This is a genomic window from Streptomyces sp. NPDC040405 (assembly GCF_055595765.1).
The window spans coordinates 62,369-78,105 of the sequence record NZ_JBVIVI010000007.1; the positions used below are offsets into that span (position 1 = coordinate 62,369).

The following is a 15,737-nucleotide window of genomic DNA, read 5'->3' on the forward strand; positions in this document are numbered from 1 at the left end:
TCTCACGCGCGCCAGTCGAGTGGGACGTGCTTCGCGCGGTCCCATGGTCGTTCCCAGCCTGCGTAGTGCAGTATGCGATCGATCACACCCGCCGTGAAACCCCAGACCAGAGCCCCTTCGACCAGGAACGCCGGCCCCTGGTGACCACTGGGGTGAACAGTCGTCGCCCGGTTCTCCGGATCCGTGAGATCCGCCACGGGAACCGTGAAGACCCGGGCCGTCTCCGCGGGGTCCACCGGCCCGACCGGGCTCGGCTGCCGCCACCAGCCCAGGACGGGCGTCACGACGAAGCCGCTCACCGGGATGTACAGGCGCGGCAGAACGGCGAAGACCTGGACGCCCGCGGGGTCGAGCCCCGTCTCCTCCTCGGCCTCGCGCAGCGCGGCGTGCAGCGGACCGGCCCCGTCCGGATCGCCGTCCTCGGGGTCGAGCGCGCCCCCGGGGAACGACGGCTGGCCCGCGTGCGAGCGCAGCGACCCGGACCGCTCCATCAGCAGCAGCTCGGGGCCGCCTGGGCCGTCCCCGAAGAGCACCAGCACGGCGGAGGGGCGGCCACCGCCCTGCGGCGGCGGCAGGAACCGGCTCAGCTGGTGCGGCTCGATCGTCTCGGCCGCCCGCGCCACGGGGAGCAGCCACTCGGGCAGCCCCTGTGAGCTGACCCCCACGCCTCCGCCGTACGTGCTCGTCACCGGGCGGCTCCCAGCGGGGCGGCAGGGCTCCCCGGATAGTCGGCGGGCGGGCTCAGCCGCTGCCCCGGCTGGCCGCCCATCTCGTACTTCAGCAGCTTCTTCGCCTTGTCCGGATCGGTCTCGCCCTCCCCGTACGCCGGGCAGAGCGGGGCGATCGGGCAGGCGCCGCAGGCGGGCTTGCGGGCGTGGCAGACGCGACGGCCGTGGAAGATGATGCGGTGCGAGAGCATCGTCCACTCGCTCTTCGGGAAGAGCGCGGCGATCTCCGCCTCGACCTTCTCCGGGTCCTCCTGGTCGGTCCACTTCCAGCGCCGCACCAGCCGCCCGAAGTGGGTGTCCACGGTGAGCCCCGGCACCCCGAACGCGTTACCGAGGACTACGTTGGCCGTCTTGCGGCCGACGCCGGGCAGCGTGACCAGGTCCTTCAGGCGGCCCGGCACCTCGCCGTCGAAGCGGTCGCGCAGCGCGGCGGAGAGGCCCAGCAGGGACTTGGCCTTGGCGCGGAAGAAGCCGGTGGGCCTGATCAGCTGCTCCAGCGCCTCGGGGTCGGCGGCCGCCAGGTCCTCGGGGGTCGGGTAGGCGGCGAAGAGCGCGGGGGTGGTCTGGTTGACCCGCAGGTCGGTGGTCTGGGCGGACAGCACCGTGGCGACCAGGAGCTGGAACGGGTTCTTGAAATCCAGCTCGGGGTGGGCGTACGGGTAGACCTCGGCCAGCTCGCGGTTGATGCGCCGGGCACGGCGGACGAGCGCGGTCCGGGATTCCGGTTTGGCGGTCTTCGTCGCCTTAGCGGGCTTCGCGGCCTTTGCGGACTTCGCCGTCTTCGCGGCGTCGGCGGGCTTCGCGGGCGTCGCCGTCTCTACGGGTTCGACGGATGTGGCTGGCTTGGCCACTTTGGACGTCTTCGCCGCTTTCGTCGGCTCGACAGGCGCTTGTTCGCCCACAGCAGAATTACGAGATGCGGTCACCCGTTCGGCCCCCTTGCCCCGTGCTCTCACCGGCGTATTGGACACCCGGCCAGCCTAAGCCCAGCCACCGACATCGGGCCGGGCCACCGGCGAGACCCCGCCCAATCGGACCCCTGCCGCACGGTCCGGCAGGCCAGTGCGTCAAACTTGTGATTGATCGCACTGTTTTACCGTCCGGCATCATGGGGACGACGGTCCCCTGTGCATGTCGACAAGGAGAGACTCGTGGACGACGTTCTGCGGCGCGCCCCGCTTTTCGCGGCGCTCGATGACGAGCAGGCCGCTGAGCTGCGCGCCTCCATGGGAGAGGCCACCCTCGCGCGGGGTGACGCCCTCTTCCACGAAGGGGACCCGGGCGACCGCCTGTACGTGGTCACCGAGGGCAAGGTGAAGCTCCACCGCACCTCTCCCGACGGCCGCGAGAACATGCTTGCCGTGCTCGGCCCCGGCGAGCTGATCGGCGAGCTGTCGCTCTTCGACCCCGGCCCGCGCACAGCCACCGCCAGCGCCCTCACCGAGGTCAAGCTGCTCGGCCTCGGCCACGGCGACCTGCAGCCGTGGCTCAATGCCCGCCCCGAGGTCGCCTCCGCGCTGCTGCGCGCCGTGGCCCGGCGCCTGCGCAAGACCAACGACCAGATGTCCGACCTCGTCTTCTCGGACGTGCCCGGCCGGGTCGCCCGGGCTCTGCTCGACCTGTCGCGCCGCTTCGGCGTGCAGTCGGAGGAGGGCATCCACGTCGTCCACGACCTGACCCAGGAGGAGCTGGCCCAGCTGGTCGGCGCCTCCCGCGAGACCGTCAACAAGGCACTCGCCGACTTCGCGGGCCGTGGCTGGCTGCGGCTGGAGGCGCGCGCCGTGATCCTGCTGGACGTCGAGCGGCTGGCCAAGCGGTCCCGCTGACGCACCGCGCGTAAGACGCCGAACAGCGTGTAAGACGCCGAAAGGGCCCCTGCCGGAATCCCGGCCGGGGCCCTTCGCCATGTAGACCGGTCTACACCGACGATTCCCAGATCAGCCCGGCGATTCTCAGATCAGCCCGTGCTCGCGCAGATAGTCCAGCTGAGCCCGCACCGACAGCTCGGCCGCGGGCCACAGCGACCGGTCCACGTCCGCGTACACATGCGCCACGACGTCCTCGGGCGTGCGGTGGCCGCCCTCGACCGCCGTCTCCACCTGCGCGAGGCGGTTGGCGCGGTGCGCCAGGTAGTACTCCACGACGCCCTGGGCGTCGTTCAGCACCGGGCCGTGGCCGGGCAGCACCGTGCCGACCCCGTCGTCCACCGTGAGCGACCGCAGCCGCCGCAGCGAGTCCAGGTAGTCGCCCAGCCGCCCGTCCGGATGCGCGACGACCGTGGTGCCGCGTCCGAGCACCGTGTCGCCCGTCAGGACGGCGCCGTCGGCCGGGAGGTGGAAGGAGAGCGAGTCGGCGGTGTGGCCGGGCGTGGGCACCACCCGCAGTTCGAGACCGCCGGTGGTGACGACATCCCCCTGTTCCAGTCCCTCGTCCCCCAGCCGCAGCTCCGGATCCAGCGCCCGGACCCGCGTCCGGGTCAGCTCGGCGAAGCGGGCCGCGCCCTCCGCATGGTCCGGGTGGCCGTGGGTCAGCAGCGTCAGCGCGATCCGCTTCCCGGCCCGCTCCGCCGTCGCGATCACGTTCCGGAGGTGCCCGTCGTCCAGCGGTCCTGGGTCGATGACGACGGCGAGGTCGGAGTCCGGTTCGGCGACGATCCAGGTGTTGGTGCCGTCCAGCGTCATGGGCGACGGATTCGGCGCGAGGACGCATACGGCGCGGTCGGTCGCCGGGCCGCCGATCGCACCCCCGCGCGGCTGGCCCGGCAGGGCGGCTGCGTACGTCATGCTTCCGGCTCCCCCGCGGCACCCGGGATGTGCTTGGTGAACTCGTCGTGGCCCGGCCAGCTCAGCACCAGCTCGTCGCCCTCCAGCCGGGCCTGTGCGAGCACGGGGGTGAGGTCCTGGTCCGCGGCGGCCACCAGGGCGTCGTGGACCGTGCCGTGCCGCCGCAGCTGGCGCAGCGTCGCGATGGTCGGCGGCATCATCAGCAGCTCGCCCCCGTCGTAGCCGTCGGCCGCGTCCCCGGGGCGGATCCAGACCGTACGGTCCGCCTCCGTGGAGGCGTTGCGCGTGCGCTGCCCCCGCGGCAGCGCAGCCACAAAGAACCAGGTGTCGTAGCGGCGCGGTTCGAACTCGGGCGTGATCCAGCGCGCCCAGCCGCCGAGCAGGTCCGAGCGGAGCACCAGGCCGCGCCGGTCGAGGAATTCGGCGAACGACAGATCCCGGGCGACCAGCGACAGCCGGTCCGCCTCCCAGTCGTCGCCCGTGGTGTCCGCGACGACCGTGTGCGGGGTCGGGCCCGCGAGGAGCACGCCGGCCTCCTCGAAGGTCTCCCGGACCGCCGCGCAAACGATGGCCTGAGCCTGGGTCGCGTCGCTCTCGTCGAGGCCCAGCCGCCGCGCCCACTGGGCGCGCGAGGGCCCGGCCCAGGCGACCATCCGCTCGTCGCGCGGGTCCACCGAGCCACCCGGATAGGCGTACGCGCCTCCGGCAAAAGCCATGGAGGCGCGTCTGCGCAGCATGTACACGGCGAGCCCGGCCGCGTGGCTGCCGCGGTCGCCGTCGCCGTCCGTTCCGTACTGTTCCCCGTGCGCCCCGTGTTCCCCGTCCTGCCCGCCCGGTGCACTGTCCGGTCCGTCCCGCAGCAGCAGCACGGTGGCGGCCCGGCGCGGCGTCACCGGCTTCAGCTCACCGGCCGACAACAACCGGATGCGCTCTGGCCACTCGGGTGGATACCACTGGCCATTCGTAGTGGACATGGCCGGATGCTATGCGTTTGCGGGCGGATGTTCGAGGGGCCCTTGCCGGGGCCCGGGCCACACGGAAGGGCTAGTCGGCGACCTCGACCTGAATCTCGACCTCGACCGGGGCGTCCAGCGGCAGCACCGCCACGCCGACCGCGCTGCGCGCGTGCACGCCCGCGTCGCCCAGCGCCTGGCCCAGCAGCTCGCTCGCACCGTTGACGACGCCCGGCTGCCCGGTGAAGTCCGGGGCCGAGGCGACGAAGCCGACGACCTTCACCACCCGCACGACCTTGTCGAGGTCGCCGACCACCGACTTCACGGCGGCCAGCGCGTTCAGCGCACAGGTGCGCGCCAGCTCCTTGGCCTCCTCCGGCGTCACCTCCGCGCCGACCTTGCCGGTCACGCCCAGTTTCCCGTCCACCAGCGGCAGCTGGCCCGCGGTGTAGACGTACGGCCCGGTGCGCACCGCCGGGACGTAACTGGCGAGCGGCGCCGCGACCTCGGGCAGCGTCAGGCCGAGCCCGGCGAGCTTCTCCTCGACGGCGGTCATGCTTTTTCCCGCTTCAGGTAGGCCACCAGCTGCTCGGGGTTGTTCGGCCCGGGAACGACCTGAACCAGCTCCCAGCCGTCCTCGCCCCAGGTGTCCAGAATCTGCTTCGTGGCGTGTACGAGCAGCGGCACGGTCGCGTATTCCCACTTCGTCATGGAGCCGACTGTAATACCTGACTCCTGGGGCCTGGTGCGTAGCCCGTGGGGGGACTGGTTAGGCTCCCCAGTGTGAGCAGGCTCCATGTCGTCAGTGGCAAGGGCGGAACCGGCAAGACCACGGTCGCCGCCGCACTCGCGCTGGCCCTCGCGGCCGAAGGCAGGCGCACACTGCTGGTCGAGGTCGAAGGCCGCCAGGGCATCGCGCAGCTCTTCGAAACGGAATCGCTGCCCTATGAGGAACGCAAGATCGCGACCGCGCCGGGCGGCGGGGAGGTCCACGCCCTCGCGATCGATCCGGAGTTCGCACTCCTGGACTATCTCCACATGTTCTACAAGCTGGGGTCGGCGGGGCGCGCCCTGAAGAAGCTCGGCGCGATCGACTTCGCGACCACGATCGCGCCGGGGCTACGGGACGTCCTGCTGACCGGGAAGGCGTGCGAGGCCGTGCGCCGCAAGGGCAAGGACGGCCGCTTCGTCTACGACTCCGTGATCATGGACGCCCCGCCGACCGGCCGGATCACCCGCTTCCTGAACGTCAACCACGAGGTGGCGGGGCTGGCCAGGACCGGCCCGATACACAACCAGGCCCAGGCCGTGATGCGCGTCCTGAAGTCGCCCCAGACGGCCGTCCACATGGTGACGCTGCTGGAGGAGATGCCGGTCCAGGAGACCGCGGACGGCATCGCGGAGCTGCGCTCCGACGGCCTTCCGACGGGCGCGGTCATCGTCAACATGGTCCGGCCCGCGATCCTCGACCACGAGGCCGTCGACGCCGCCGCCAACGGCCGTCGCACGGCCGTGGCCAAGGCGCTCTCGCAGGCCGGGCTGGGCGGCGCGCGCCGCGGCGGCCTGGCCGAGCGGCTGGTCGACCCGCTGCTGGAGCAGGCGCGCGAGCACGCGGAGCGCGTCGCCCTGGAGCGGGCGCAGCGGTCCGAGCTGGCCGGTCTCGACCTGCCGCTGCACGAGCTGGAGCTGCAGACGGACGGCGTCGACCTGGCCGGGCTGTACCGGCTGGCGGCGGATCTGCGCAAGCAGTGGCCGTCGTGAGGGGGCCGGGCCGCGGCACCGGCCCCGGGACGGGCACGGACGGCACGGACGGCACGGACGGCACGGACGGCACGGACGGCACAGGCAGCACGAACGGCACAGGTGGCAGAAGCGGCACAAGCGGCACCCGCCGTACGCAGGAGGCGGCATGAGCATGGACGTGGCACCCCGGCTGGAGACCGACGCGCTGCTGGACGACGCGCAGACCCGCATCGTGGTGTGCTGCGGCTCCGGCGGCGTGGGCAAGACCACCACGGCCGCCGCCCTCGGCGTACGGGCCGCCGAGCGCGGCCGTAAGGTCGTCGTCCTCACGATCGACCCGGCCCGCCGGCTCGCGCAGTCCATGGGCATCGACGCGCTCGACAACGTGCCGCGGCGGGTGGAGGGCGTCGGGGACGAGGCGGGCGGCGAACTGCACGCCATGATGCTGGACATGAAGCGGACCTTCGACGAGTTCGTCGAGGCCCACGCCGACCCCGAGCGCGCCCGCGCGATCCTGGCGAACCCCTTCTACCAATCGCTGTCGGCCGGGTTCGCGGGTACGCAGGAGTACATGGCCATGGAGAAGCTCGGCCAGCTGCGGGCCCGCGAAGAATGGGACCTGATCATCGTCGATACGCCGCCGAGCCGGTCGGCGCTGGACTTCCTGGACGCCCCGAAGCGGCTCGGGTCGTTTCTGGACGGGAAGTTCATCCGGGTGCTGATGGCCCCGGCGAAGGTCGGCGGCCGGGCCGGGATGAAGTTCCTGAACGTGGGCGTGTCCATGATGACGGGCACGGTCAGCAAGGTCCTCGGCGGGCAGCTGATGCGCGATGTGCAAACGTTCGCGGCTGCGATGGACACCATGTTCGGCGGGTTCCGCACCCGCGCCGAGGCCACCTACCGGCTGCTGCAGGCGCCCGGTACGGCCTTCCTGGTGGTGGCCGCCCCGGAGCGGGACGCCCTGCGGGAGGCGGCCTACTTCGTCGAGCGGCTGGCCGCGGATCAGATGCCGCTGGCCGGTCTCGTACTGAACCGGGTGCACGGCAGCGGCGCCGAACAGCTTTCGGCGGAACGGGCCCTGGCTGCGGCGGAGACGCTGTCCCTGAAGAGCGCGGCCGTTCCGGATCCGCCGGGGGAGGGTAGCGTTCCGGCCAACCACGGGGACGGCGCGGAAAATCTTGAGGCCGACGGATTTGTCGATCCCGACTCAGGGAATGCTCAAGCCCGGAACGCCTCAGCAGCGGACAATTCCTCGGTAGCGGACCCCGACGTCTCCCCCACGTCGGCGGAGCGGCTGGCCGCGGGACTGCTTCGACTGCACGCGGAGCGTATGCAGGTGCTCGGACGCGAGCAGCGCACACACGACCGCTTCACGGCGTTGCACCCCGAAGTGCCGGTGGCCCAAGTGGCCGCTCTCCCTGGAGACGTACACGACCTGGCAGGGCTGCGGGCGATCGGCGAGCGCCTCGCGGCGACCCCGGCGGACCAGTCCGAGCGCACGGCAGGCTGACGCCCGGCCCGGGCGGCGGCGCTGCGGTGAGGACGGCAGACACGACGGCCGTCAGGGCAGGCTGACGCCTACCCAGGTGCCCATGGCGCCCGCGTACGAAGTGCCCAGGACGACATGGGGCGACGTGCCCATGGCGACGCCCGCGCAGGCATGGCGATGCGTACGCATAGCGACGCGTACGCATGGCACGCGAGCCCGGAGCCCAGGCCCCGGCATACCGACGTACCCCAGGTACGCCCGGCACGGCGCACGGCCGGAACGGTCACAGCGCCCGCCGCGGATCCCCAATCGTCCGCACCGTCGCGCTCTGCCCATCCGTCCATGCATGCCGTCGTTCCATGCACATCGTCGTGCATGGCGTGGCGGGCTGCCCCAAGGTCCGCAGGCCCCCAGCCCGTGAACCACCTTCGCCCGGCCACGACCGGCCGCGACCACAGTCGCGGCCGTACTCGTGTCGTGCACCCTTCCTCGTCCCGTCGTAGATGAGAGAACAAGCCCGTGACGAGGGGCGGGTGATGTAGTTGTGATGCGATGCGACGTCGTCGCGTACCGGCCTGGCGGCCGACCGCTATCCGACGGCAGCGAAGCGCTCGTACTCTTCGTCGTCGAAGGGCAGAATGCCCGCGCTGCGCTCGTACTCGGTGCGTGCGGTCTCCAGCAGCCTTCGCCAGGAGGTCACCGTCGGGCGGCGGCGCAGCAACGCCCGCCGCTCGCGCTCGGTCATCCCTCCCCACACACCGAACTCGACACGGTTGTCCAGAGCATCCGCAAGGCACTCGGTGCGCACCGGGCATCCGGTGCAGACCGCTTTGGCCCTGTTCTGTGCCGCGCCCTGGACGAACAGTTCATCTGGATCAGTAGTGCGGCAGGCGGCCTGCGCACTCCAGTCGGTTACCCAGCCCATGCTGGCGCCGTCCTCTCCCGAATCGGAGCTCCCCCACGGCGACAAACGGCATATTCACCGTCGCCAGTTGAGGACGTTACGGAAGGCGAGCAAGCCGCAACACCCCCTGCAGGCCCAATCTTGGATGGCCCGAACGGACTATGGGTACGCGGCAGATCACCCAACGGAGTGAGCTGACGACATTTGCGATTACTGGTGCAAACCAGGGCAGTTCACGCGGCGAACGCCGGACAGCTCGGGACACGGGACCACAATCCGGGCACGTCTCATCACTCACTCGAGTGGGGAGGGGAATGCGGTGCGATGTGGCGCGGCAGCACATGCGTGGCTGGCGTGAAACAGCGTATGCGAACACGCGGTCCCCTGTCCGGCGATTCGCCACGTAGGCTGCCTCTTATGGGTTACACGCGCTCGGGCGGAGGGCTGTCCACCGCTCAACAGGCCGCCAAGTTCCTCGGCGTCAGCGCGCTGGCCGGCGCCGTGATGGCCGGGCTCGCGCTTCCCGCTGTCGGGGCATTCGGCCTCACCGCCAAGGAAACGGTCCAGGAATTCGACGATATTCCGGCCAATCTCAAGACGCCGCCGCTCAGTGAGCGGACCACGATCCTGGACGCGAAGGGCGGCGAGATCGCGAAGGTCTACTCGCGCGACCGCACCATCGTGAAGCTGGACGACGTCTCCCCGTACATGCGCAAGGCGATCGTCGCGATCGAGGACGCGCGCTTCTACGAGCACGGGGCGGTCGACCTGAAGGGCGTGCTGCGCGCCGCCAACAGGAACGCGCAGAGCGGCGGCGTCTCGCAGGGCGCCTCCACCCTCACCCAGCAGTACGTGAAGAACGTCTTCGTCGAGGAGGCGGGGAACAGCAAGGAGAAGTTCGCCGAGGCCACCCAGCAGTCCATCGGCCGCAAGATCAAGGAACTGAAGTACGCGATCCAGGTCGAGAAGGAACTGGGCAAGCGGCGGATCCTCGAGAACTACCTCAACATCACGTACTTCGGGCAGCAGGCCTACGGCATCGAGGCCGCCGCCCAGCGCTACTTCAGCAAGCCCGCCAAGGACCTGAAGGTGGAGCAGGCCGCGCTGCTGGCCGGTCTCGTCCAGTCGCCGAGCCGCTACGACCCGGTCACCAACCCGGAGACCGCGAAGGCCCGCCGCAACACCGTGCTGCAGCGCATGGCCGATACGAAGGACATCACCGCGGACCAGGCCGCGGCCGCCAAGAAGAAGCCGCTCGGCCTCGATGTCAGCATGCCGCGCAGCGGCTGCATCACGGCGGTCAAGGGCGCGGGCTTCTACTGCGACTACGTCCGCCAGATCTTCCTCAACGACCCGGTCTTCGGTAAGACGGCGGCGACGCGCGCCAAGCGCTGGAACCAGGGCGGCCTGACGATCCGTACGACGCTGGACCCGCAGGCGCAGGAGTCGGTCCAGAAGTCGATCAAGTCCCATGTGTACCAGTCCGACAAGGCCGCCACCGCCGTCTCGCTCGTCGAGCCGGGCACCGGCAAGGTCCTGGGCATGGGCCAGTCCAAGCCGTACGGCTTCGGCACGGACCAGACCCAGATCAACCTCTCCGCGGACCACTCCATGGGCGGCTCGAACTACGGCTTCCAGGTGGGGTCCACGTTCAAGCCGATCACCGCGGCGGCCGCCCTCGAGCGGGGCATGAAGCCGTACAAGAGCTACTCCTCGCCGTACAAGATGGAGTACCCGAGCCCGGTCAACACCTGCAAGGGCACCTGGAGCAACAGCGAGGGCGCGACGGTCGAGAACGAGAACGAGTCGGAGCGCGGCCCGTACGGGATGAAGGAGGCGACCGCGAAGTCGGTCAACACCTACTTCGTCCAGATGATCAGCGACATCGGCGTCTGCCCGGTGACCGAGCTGGCCGACAAGATGGGCGTCGAGCGGGCCGACGGCAAGGAGCACCACCAGGTGCCCTCCCTCACCCTCGGCACCGAGGGCTTCTCCCCGCTGACCATGGCCAACGCGTACGCGACCTTCGCCAACCGCGGCGTCTACTGCTCCCCGGTCTTCATCGACTCGATCACCGGCCCCGGCGGCAAGAAGCTGAAGGTGCCGCAGTCGAAGTGCTCGCGCGCGATGTCCGAGAAGACCGCGGACACGATCAACACCCTGCTGCGCGGTGTGGTCGAGGACGGCACCGGCAAGCAGGCCGGTCTGCAGAGCCGGGCGAGCGCGGGCAAGACGGGTACGACGGACGAGCGCCGGGCCGCCTGGTTCGTCGGGTACACGCCGAACCTCGCGGGGGCGGTGTGGGTCGGCGGCGGCCCCGGCGCCAGCGACCTCAAGATGGAGAACATCACCATCGGCGGTGTTCCCCACGAGAAGGTCTACGGCGCGGACACCCCCGGTCCCATCTGGAAGGACGCGATGAGCGGCGCGCTGAACGGAAAGCCCGCGCCGAAATTCGTCACCGTGCCGATCAAGGACCCCAACGCGCGCAAGCCCACCCCGGGCAAGAAGCCGGGCCGGGAGAAGCCCGGCCGCGACAAGCCCGGGAACGGCGGCGGCCGGGACAACAAGCCCTGGCCGGACATCTCCCTCCCGCCGGGCGTGATCGGCGGCGGCAACGGGAACGGCGGGAACGGGAACGGCGGCTTCGAGTGGCCGCGGTAGCGGTACGCGCGGCTGACTGAGCGCGGAAGGGGCCCGGACGACCGTCCGGGCCCCTTCTCCGTCCCCTGTTTCTGTGCGGCCCTTGTTTCCGTGCGGCCCCTTGTACTGACCCTTACCCGCCCGCGAGCTGCCGCTTCACCGCGGCGGCGACCCGGCCGCCCTCGGCCCGACCCGCGATCTTCGGGTTCACGATCTTCATCACGGCGCCCATCGCCCGCGGCCCCTCGGCGCCGCCCGCGACGGCCTCCCGCACCGCCTCCGCGACCAGCGCGTCCAGCTCGTCGTCCGTGAGCGGCTGCGGCAGATACCCGGCGAGCACCTCGCCCTCCGCCCGCTCCCGCTCGGCCTGCGCCGCCCGGTCGGCCTTCTCGAACGCCTCGGCCGCCTCGCGGCGCTTCTTCGCCTCGCGCCCGATGATCTTCTCCACCTCGGCGTCGGACAGCTCCCGCGCCCGCTCCCCCGCGACCTCTTCCTTCGAGATCGCGGTGAGGGTGAGCCGGAGCGTGGAGGAGCGCAGCTCATCGCGCGCCCTGATCGCCGCGGTGAGATCGTCATGCAGCCTGGACTTGAGCGTGGTGGTCATGGCGCCGAGTCTGCCAGCACTGGCCGGGAATCACCCGAAGATTTCTCCCCCCGCGGCGTTCTGCGACCATGGAGAGCATGCGCGCGCGATACGGAGTACCTCTGGGAATCACGGCGGTCGGCGCAGCCGGTCTCGCCTACGCCGTCGGCTTCGAAGTGCGGTCCTTCAGGCTCCGCCGCATCACCGTGCCCGTGCTCCCGCGCGGCATGCGGCCGCTGCGCGTCCTGCAGGTCTCCGACATCCACATGGTGAGCGGGCAGCGCAAGAAGCAGCGCTGGCTCCAGTCGCTCGCGGGCCTGCGCCCCGACTTCGTCGTGAACACCGGCGACAACCTCTCCGATCCGGAAGGCGTCCCCGAGGTCCTCGACGCGCTCGGCCCGCTGATGGAGTTCCCCGGCGCGTACGTCTTCGGCTCCAACGACTACTACGGACCGAAGCTGCGCAACCCCGCCCGCTACCTGCTGGAAAAGGCCAGCGGCCGCCACGGTCTGAACGGCAACGCCCCGGCCGTCGGCGCCATCCACAACCCGTGGACGGAGCTGCGCGACGCCTTCGACGCGGCCGGGTGGGTCGGCCTGTCGAACACCCGCGGTCGGCTCAAGCTGGACGACGTGGAGATCGCCCTCACCGGCCTCGACGACCCGCACATCAAGCGCGACCGCTACGCCGAGGTAGCCGGGGGCCCCGAATCCGGCGCGGACCTCTCCCTCGCCGTGGTCCACGCCCCGTACCTCCGCGTCCTCGACGCCTTCACCGCCGACCGCTACCCCCTGATCCTCGCGGGCCACACCCACGGCGGCCAGCTGTGCATCCCCTTCTACGGCGCCCTGGTCACCAATTGCGACCTGGACACCCGCCGCGTCAAGGGCCTCTCCACCCACGACGCCGGGGACCACACCTCCTACCTCCACGTCTCCGCAGGCTGCGGTACCAACCGCTACACCCCCATCCGCTTCGCCTGCCCCCCGGAGGCCACCCTCCTCACCCTCACCCCCCAGGCCCCCTGACCCACCTCCCCCGCCCCGACCTGCGAGCCCCCGGAAACCGGATTTCGTGTCTGGCCACAGGTCCGCTAAAGTAGAGCTCGTTGCTTCGGGGTGTAGCGCAGCTTGGCAGCGCGCTTCGTTCGGGACGAAGAGGTCGTGGGTTCAAATCCCGCCACCCCGACTGAAGGAACACCAGGTCAGGGGCCTGATCCGCGAAAGCGGATCAGGCCCCTGACTCGTTTCTGGGCCACCTTGGGGACACCGCATCGCTGGCGTCGCGATGGCTGGACGGGGATGGCAACGGCAATGGCCCAAGGCGAACTCGCCGTGCTGCACACGGTGCTGGCCGCATCCGGCGCGGGCGTGCGGTTGCGGCGGATGCCGACAGCGCGAGCCGCGGTGCTGACGACGGGGTCGGCCAACGTCCGGCGGGTGCCGTGTGAGAAGGCGATCACCTCTCGGGAAGGACGTACCGAAAGGCGGTCGGGCCGACCCCGTACATGTTCAGCTTGCTGCATGGATGATGCTATTGCAAGTAATTCGCAATAGTGGCTACAGCGTGGACCGGACCTCGCGGGCCGCCGCGACCAAGTGGTCCAGGGAGGCGCGGACCTCGGGCCAGGCTCGGGTCTTCAGGCCGCAGTCCGGGTTGGCCCAGAGGCGTTCGGCGGGGATGGCGGCGAGGGCCGTGCGGAGCAGGGCGGCGGTTTCGGCGGGGCCGGGGACGCGGGGGGAGTGGATGTCGTAGACGCCGGGGCCGACCTCGCGGGGGTAGTGGGCTTCGGCGAGTTCGGTGGCGACCTGCATATGGGAGCGGGCGGCCTCCAGGCTGATGACGTCGGCGTCGAGGTCGTCGATGGCCGGGAGGATGTCCCCGAACTCGGCGTAGCACATGTGGGTGTGGATCTGGGTGTCCGGGCGTACGCCGCCGGTGGTGAGGCGGAACGCCTCGGTGGCCCAGGCCAGGTAGGACGGGCGGTCGGCGGTGCGCAGGGGGAGGGTTTCGCGCAGGGCGGGTTCGTCGACCTGGATGACCGGGGTGCCCGCGGACTCCAGGTCGGTCACCTCGTCGCGCAGGGCGAGCGCCACCTGGCGTGCGGTGTCGGCGAGGGGCTGGTCGTCGCGGACGAAGGACCAGGCGAGCATGGTGACGGGGCCGGTGAGCATGCCCTTGACCGGGCGGTCGGTGAGGGACTGGGCGTACGTCGTCCAGCGCACCGTCATGGGCTCGGGGCGGGAGATGTCACCGGCGAGGATCGGCGGGCGGACGTAGCGGGTGCCGTAGGACTGGACCCAGCCGTGCTGGGTGGCGAGGTAGCCGGTGAGCTGTTCGGCGAAGTACTGGACCATGTCGTTGCGTTCGGGCTCGCCGTGCACCAGGACGTCGATGCCCGTCTTCTCCTGGAAGGAGACGACGTCCTGGATCTCGGCCGCGATGCGCTGTTCGTATCCGGCGGTGTCGATGCGTCCGGCGCGCAGGTCGGCGCGGGCGGTGCGCAGCTCGGCGGTCTGCGGGAACGAGCCGATGGTGGTCGTCGGCAGCGCGGGCAGCCGCAGCCGGGCGCGCTGGGCCGGGGCGCGCTCGGCGTACGGCTCGGGGCGGTGGACGTCGGCGTCGGTGACGGCCTCGGCGCGGGCGCGTACGGCCGGGTCGCGGGTGAGCGCGGAGGTGGCCCGGGAGGCCAGGTCGGCCCGGTTGGCGGCGAGTTGCGCGCCGATGGTGCCGGTGCCCTGGGCGATGCCGCGGGCGAGGGTCGCGACCTCGGCGGTCTTCTGGCGGGCGAAGGCCAGCCAGCGGGCGATCTGGGGGTCGATGTCGCGTTCGGCGGTGGCGTCGAGCGGCACGTGCAGCAGGGAGCAGGAGGCGGCGACGTCGACCCGGTCGGCGAGGCCGAGCAGGGTGCCGAGCGTGGACAGCGAGGCGGCGAGGTCGTTGATCCACACGTTGCGGCCGTCCACGACGCCCGCGACCAGGCGCTTGCCGGGCAGACCGCCGGCGGCGGCGAGGTCGTCGAGGTTGGCGGCGGCGGGCCCGGTGAAGTCGAGCGCCAACCCGTCCACGGGGGCCTTGGCCAGCACCGGCAGGGCCTGGCCGAGGCGGTCGAAGTACGAGGCGACCAGCAGCCGGGGGCGGTCGGTGAGGGCGCCCAGTTCGCGGTACGCGCGGGCGGCGGCGTTGAGTTCGGCGGCGGTGCGGTCCTGGACGAGCGCGGGTTCGTCCAGCTGCACCCACCGCGCCCCGGCCGCCCGCAGATCGGCCAGCACCTCCGCGTACACCGGCAGGAGCCGGTCCAGCAGGGTGAGCGGTTCGAAGTCCGGCGCGACGCCGGGGGCGGGCTTGGCGAGCAGGAGGTACGTGACGGGACCGACCAGGACCGGCCGGGCGGTGTGACCGAGTGCGACCGCTTCCGACAGCTCGGCGACCTGCTTCGCCGAGTTGGCGGCGAAGACGGTATCGGGGCCGAGTTCGGGCACCAGGTAGTGGTAGTTGGTGTCGAACCACTTGGTCATCTCCAGCGGCGCGGCCTCCTGCGTGCCGCGCGCCATGGCGAAGTAGCCGTCCAGCGCGTCGGCTTCGACGGCGGAGCGGTGGCGGTCCGGGACGGCGCCGACCATGACGCTGGCGTCCAGTACATGGTCGTAGAAGGAGAAGTCACCGGTGGGCACCTCGTGGATACCGGCGTCGGCCAGCTGCCGCCAGTTCTCCCGGCGCAGGTTCGCGGCGGTCTCCCGGAGGGCGTCGGCGCCGATCCGGCCCTTCCAGTAGCCCTCGACGGCCTTCTTCAGTTCGCGGTGGTGTCCTTGGCGGGGGTAGCCGTACACGGTGGCCCGTGCCGCCGCGGCCGCGGATGTCGCTGTCACGTAGCTCTCCTTCGCGAGCGTGCTCTCCTGAGGATCCCGGCG

Annotated in this window: 14 protein-coding genes and 1 tRNA gene; 6 read left to right on the forward strand and 9 right to left on the reverse strand. The window is 71.2% G+C overall.

The genetic code is table 11. The features are described from left to right. Nucleotides 1-2: 2 nt before the first annotated feature. Together ACZ59A_RS26980 and nth are read right to left on the reverse strand one after the other, a co-directional pair. A complete protein-coding gene (locus ACZ59A_RS26980; RefSeq protein WP_470963320.1) occupies nucleotides 3-689 on the reverse strand; it encodes an NUDIX hydrolase in 687 nt (228 codons plus the stop codon). After that, complete coding sequence (gene nth / locus ACZ59A_RS26985; protein ID WP_470963323.1) at nucleotides 686-1,579, reverse strand: endonuclease III; 894 nt, start codon at nucleotides 1,577-1,579, stop codon at nucleotides 686-688. The genes ACZ59A_RS26980 and nth overlap by 4 nt, the downstream gene beginning before the upstream one ends. A 300-nt stretch (nucleotides 1,580-1,879) precedes the next feature. Between nth and ACZ59A_RS26990 the strand changes: the two genes are divergently transcribed. Continuing rightward, a complete protein-coding gene (locus tag ACZ59A_RS26990; RefSeq protein ID WP_009716739.1) occupies nucleotides 1,880-2,554 on the forward strand; it encodes a Crp/Fnr family transcriptional regulator in 675 nt (224 codons plus the stop codon). A gap of 126 nt (nucleotides 2,555-2,680) precedes the next feature. Here the strand turns inward: ACZ59A_RS26990 and ACZ59A_RS26995 are convergent, their stop codons facing one another. The 4 genes from ACZ59A_RS26995 to ACZ59A_RS27010 form a co-directional block, all read right to left on the reverse strand. Further along, nucleotides 2,681-3,511 (reverse strand): MBL fold metallo-hydrolase, encoded by an 831-nt coding sequence (locus ACZ59A_RS26995; protein ID WP_470963326.1) that lies wholly within the window; start codon nucleotides 3,509-3,511, stop codon nucleotides 2,681-2,683. Next, nucleotides 3,508-4,485, reverse strand: coding sequence for an NUDIX hydrolase (locus tag ACZ59A_RS27000; RefSeq protein ID WP_470963329.1), 978 nt, complete (start codon nucleotides 4,483-4,485; stop codon nucleotides 3,508-3,510). The genes ACZ59A_RS26995 and ACZ59A_RS27000 overlap by 4 nt, the downstream gene beginning before the upstream one ends. Before the next feature lie 70 nt (nucleotides 4,486-4,555). Beyond that, nucleotides 4,556-5,020 carry a RidA family protein gene (locus ACZ59A_RS27005; protein ID WP_470963332.1) on the reverse strand — a complete coding sequence of 155 codons (465 nt, stop codon included), beginning with the start codon at nucleotides 5,018-5,020 and terminating at the stop codon, nucleotides 4,556-4,558. Beyond that, nucleotides 5,017-5,175, reverse strand: coding sequence for a DUF4177 domain-containing protein (locus ACZ59A_RS27010; RefSeq protein ID WP_003967454.1), 159 nt, complete (start codon nucleotides 5,173-5,175; stop codon nucleotides 5,017-5,019). The genes ACZ59A_RS27005 and ACZ59A_RS27010 overlap by 4 nt, the downstream gene beginning before the upstream one ends. Before the next feature lie 72 nt (nucleotides 5,176-5,247). On the opposite strand from ACZ59A_RS27010, the gene bagA reads away from it, so the two are divergent. Further along, a complete protein-coding gene (bagA, locus tag ACZ59A_RS27015; RefSeq protein WP_470963336.1) occupies nucleotides 5,248-6,225 on the forward strand; it encodes an ATPase BagA in 978 nt (325 codons plus the stop codon). 148 nt (nucleotides 6,226-6,373) lie between these two features. Continuing rightward, entirely contained in the window at nucleotides 6,374-7,717 is a 1,344-nt protein-coding gene (bagB, locus tag ACZ59A_RS27020; RefSeq protein WP_470963339.1) for an ATPase BagB, read from the forward strand. Between the two features lie 568 nt (nucleotides 7,718-8,285). Here the strand turns inward: bagB and ACZ59A_RS27025 are convergent. After that, entirely contained in the window at nucleotides 8,286-8,621 is a 336-nt protein-coding gene (locus ACZ59A_RS27025) for a WhiB family transcriptional regulator (RefSeq protein WP_030829787.1), read from the reverse strand. A gap of 396 nt (nucleotides 8,622-9,017) precedes the next feature. Between ACZ59A_RS27025 and ACZ59A_RS27030 the strand changes: the two genes are divergently transcribed. Continuing rightward, on the forward strand, nucleotides 9,018-11,264 hold the full coding sequence (locus ACZ59A_RS27030; protein ID WP_470963344.1) for a transglycosylase domain-containing protein: 2,247 nt from the start codon (nucleotides 9,018-9,020) through the stop codon (nucleotides 11,262-11,264). 112 nt (nucleotides 11,265-11,376) lie between these two features. Here ACZ59A_RS27030 and ACZ59A_RS27035 read toward each other — a convergent pair whose 3' ends face one another. Next, nucleotides 11,377-11,847, reverse strand: coding sequence for a GatB/YqeY domain-containing protein (locus ACZ59A_RS27035; RefSeq protein ID WP_468043598.1), 471 nt, complete (start codon nucleotides 11,845-11,847; stop codon nucleotides 11,377-11,379). A 77-nt stretch (nucleotides 11,848-11,924) separates the two neighbouring features. Between ACZ59A_RS27035 and ACZ59A_RS27040 the strand changes: the two genes are divergently transcribed. Further along, nucleotides 11,925-12,854: a metallophosphoesterase gene (locus ACZ59A_RS27040; RefSeq protein ID WP_470963347.1), complete on the forward strand. Its 930-nt coding sequence runs from the start codon at nucleotides 11,925-11,927 to the stop codon at nucleotides 12,852-12,854. Between the two features lie 86 nt (nucleotides 12,855-12,940). Further along, nucleotides 12,941-13,014: transfer RNA gene (locus ACZ59A_RS27045), tRNA-Pro, on the forward strand. 371 nt (nucleotides 13,015-13,385) lie between these two features. Here the strand turns inward: ACZ59A_RS27045 and metE are convergent. Continuing rightward, entirely contained in the window at nucleotides 13,386-15,695 is a 2,310-nt protein-coding gene (metE, locus tag ACZ59A_RS27050) for a 5-methyltetrahydropteroyltriglutamate--homocysteine S-methyltransferase (RefSeq protein ID WP_470963350.1), read from the reverse strand. Between the last annotated feature and the right edge of the window lie 42 nt (nucleotides 15,696-15,737).

Bases quoted from the DNA above. Each gene is read 5' to 3' on its own strand.
- ACZ59A_RS26995 (WP_470963326.1), bottom strand. From the start codon at position 3,511: ATGACGTACGCAGCCGCCCTGCCGGGCCAGCCGCGCGGGGGTGCGATC.
- ACZ59A_RS27000 (WP_470963329.1), bottom strand. From the start codon at position 4,485: ATGTCCACTACGAATGGCCAGTGGTATCCACCCGAGTGGCCAGAGCGC.
- ACZ59A_RS27005 (WP_470963332.1), bottom strand. From the start codon at position 5,020: ATGACCGCCGTCGAGGAGAAGCTCGCCGGGCTCGGCCTGACGCTGCCC.
- ACZ59A_RS27010 (WP_003967454.1), bottom strand. From the start codon at position 5,175: ATGACGAAGTGGGAATACGCGACCGTGCCGCTGCTCGTACACGCCACG.
- bagB (WP_470963339.1), top strand. From the start codon at position 6,374: ATGAGCATGGACGTGGCACCCCGGCTGGAGACCGACGCGCTGCTGGAC.
- ACZ59A_RS27025 (WP_030829787.1), bottom strand. From the start codon at position 8,621: ATGGGCTGGGTAACCGACTGGAGTGCGCAGGCCGCCTGCCGCACTACT.
- ACZ59A_RS27030 (WP_470963344.1), top strand. From the start codon at position 9,018: ATGGGTTACACGCGCTCGGGCGGAGGGCTGTCCACCGCTCAACAGGCC.
- ACZ59A_RS27035 (WP_468043598.1), bottom strand. From the start codon at position 11,847: ATGACCACCACGCTCAAGTCCAGGCTGCATGACGATCTCACCGCGGCG.
- ACZ59A_RS27040 (WP_470963347.1), top strand. From the start codon at position 11,925: ATGCGCGCGCGATACGGAGTACCTCTGGGAATCACGGCGGTCGGCGCA.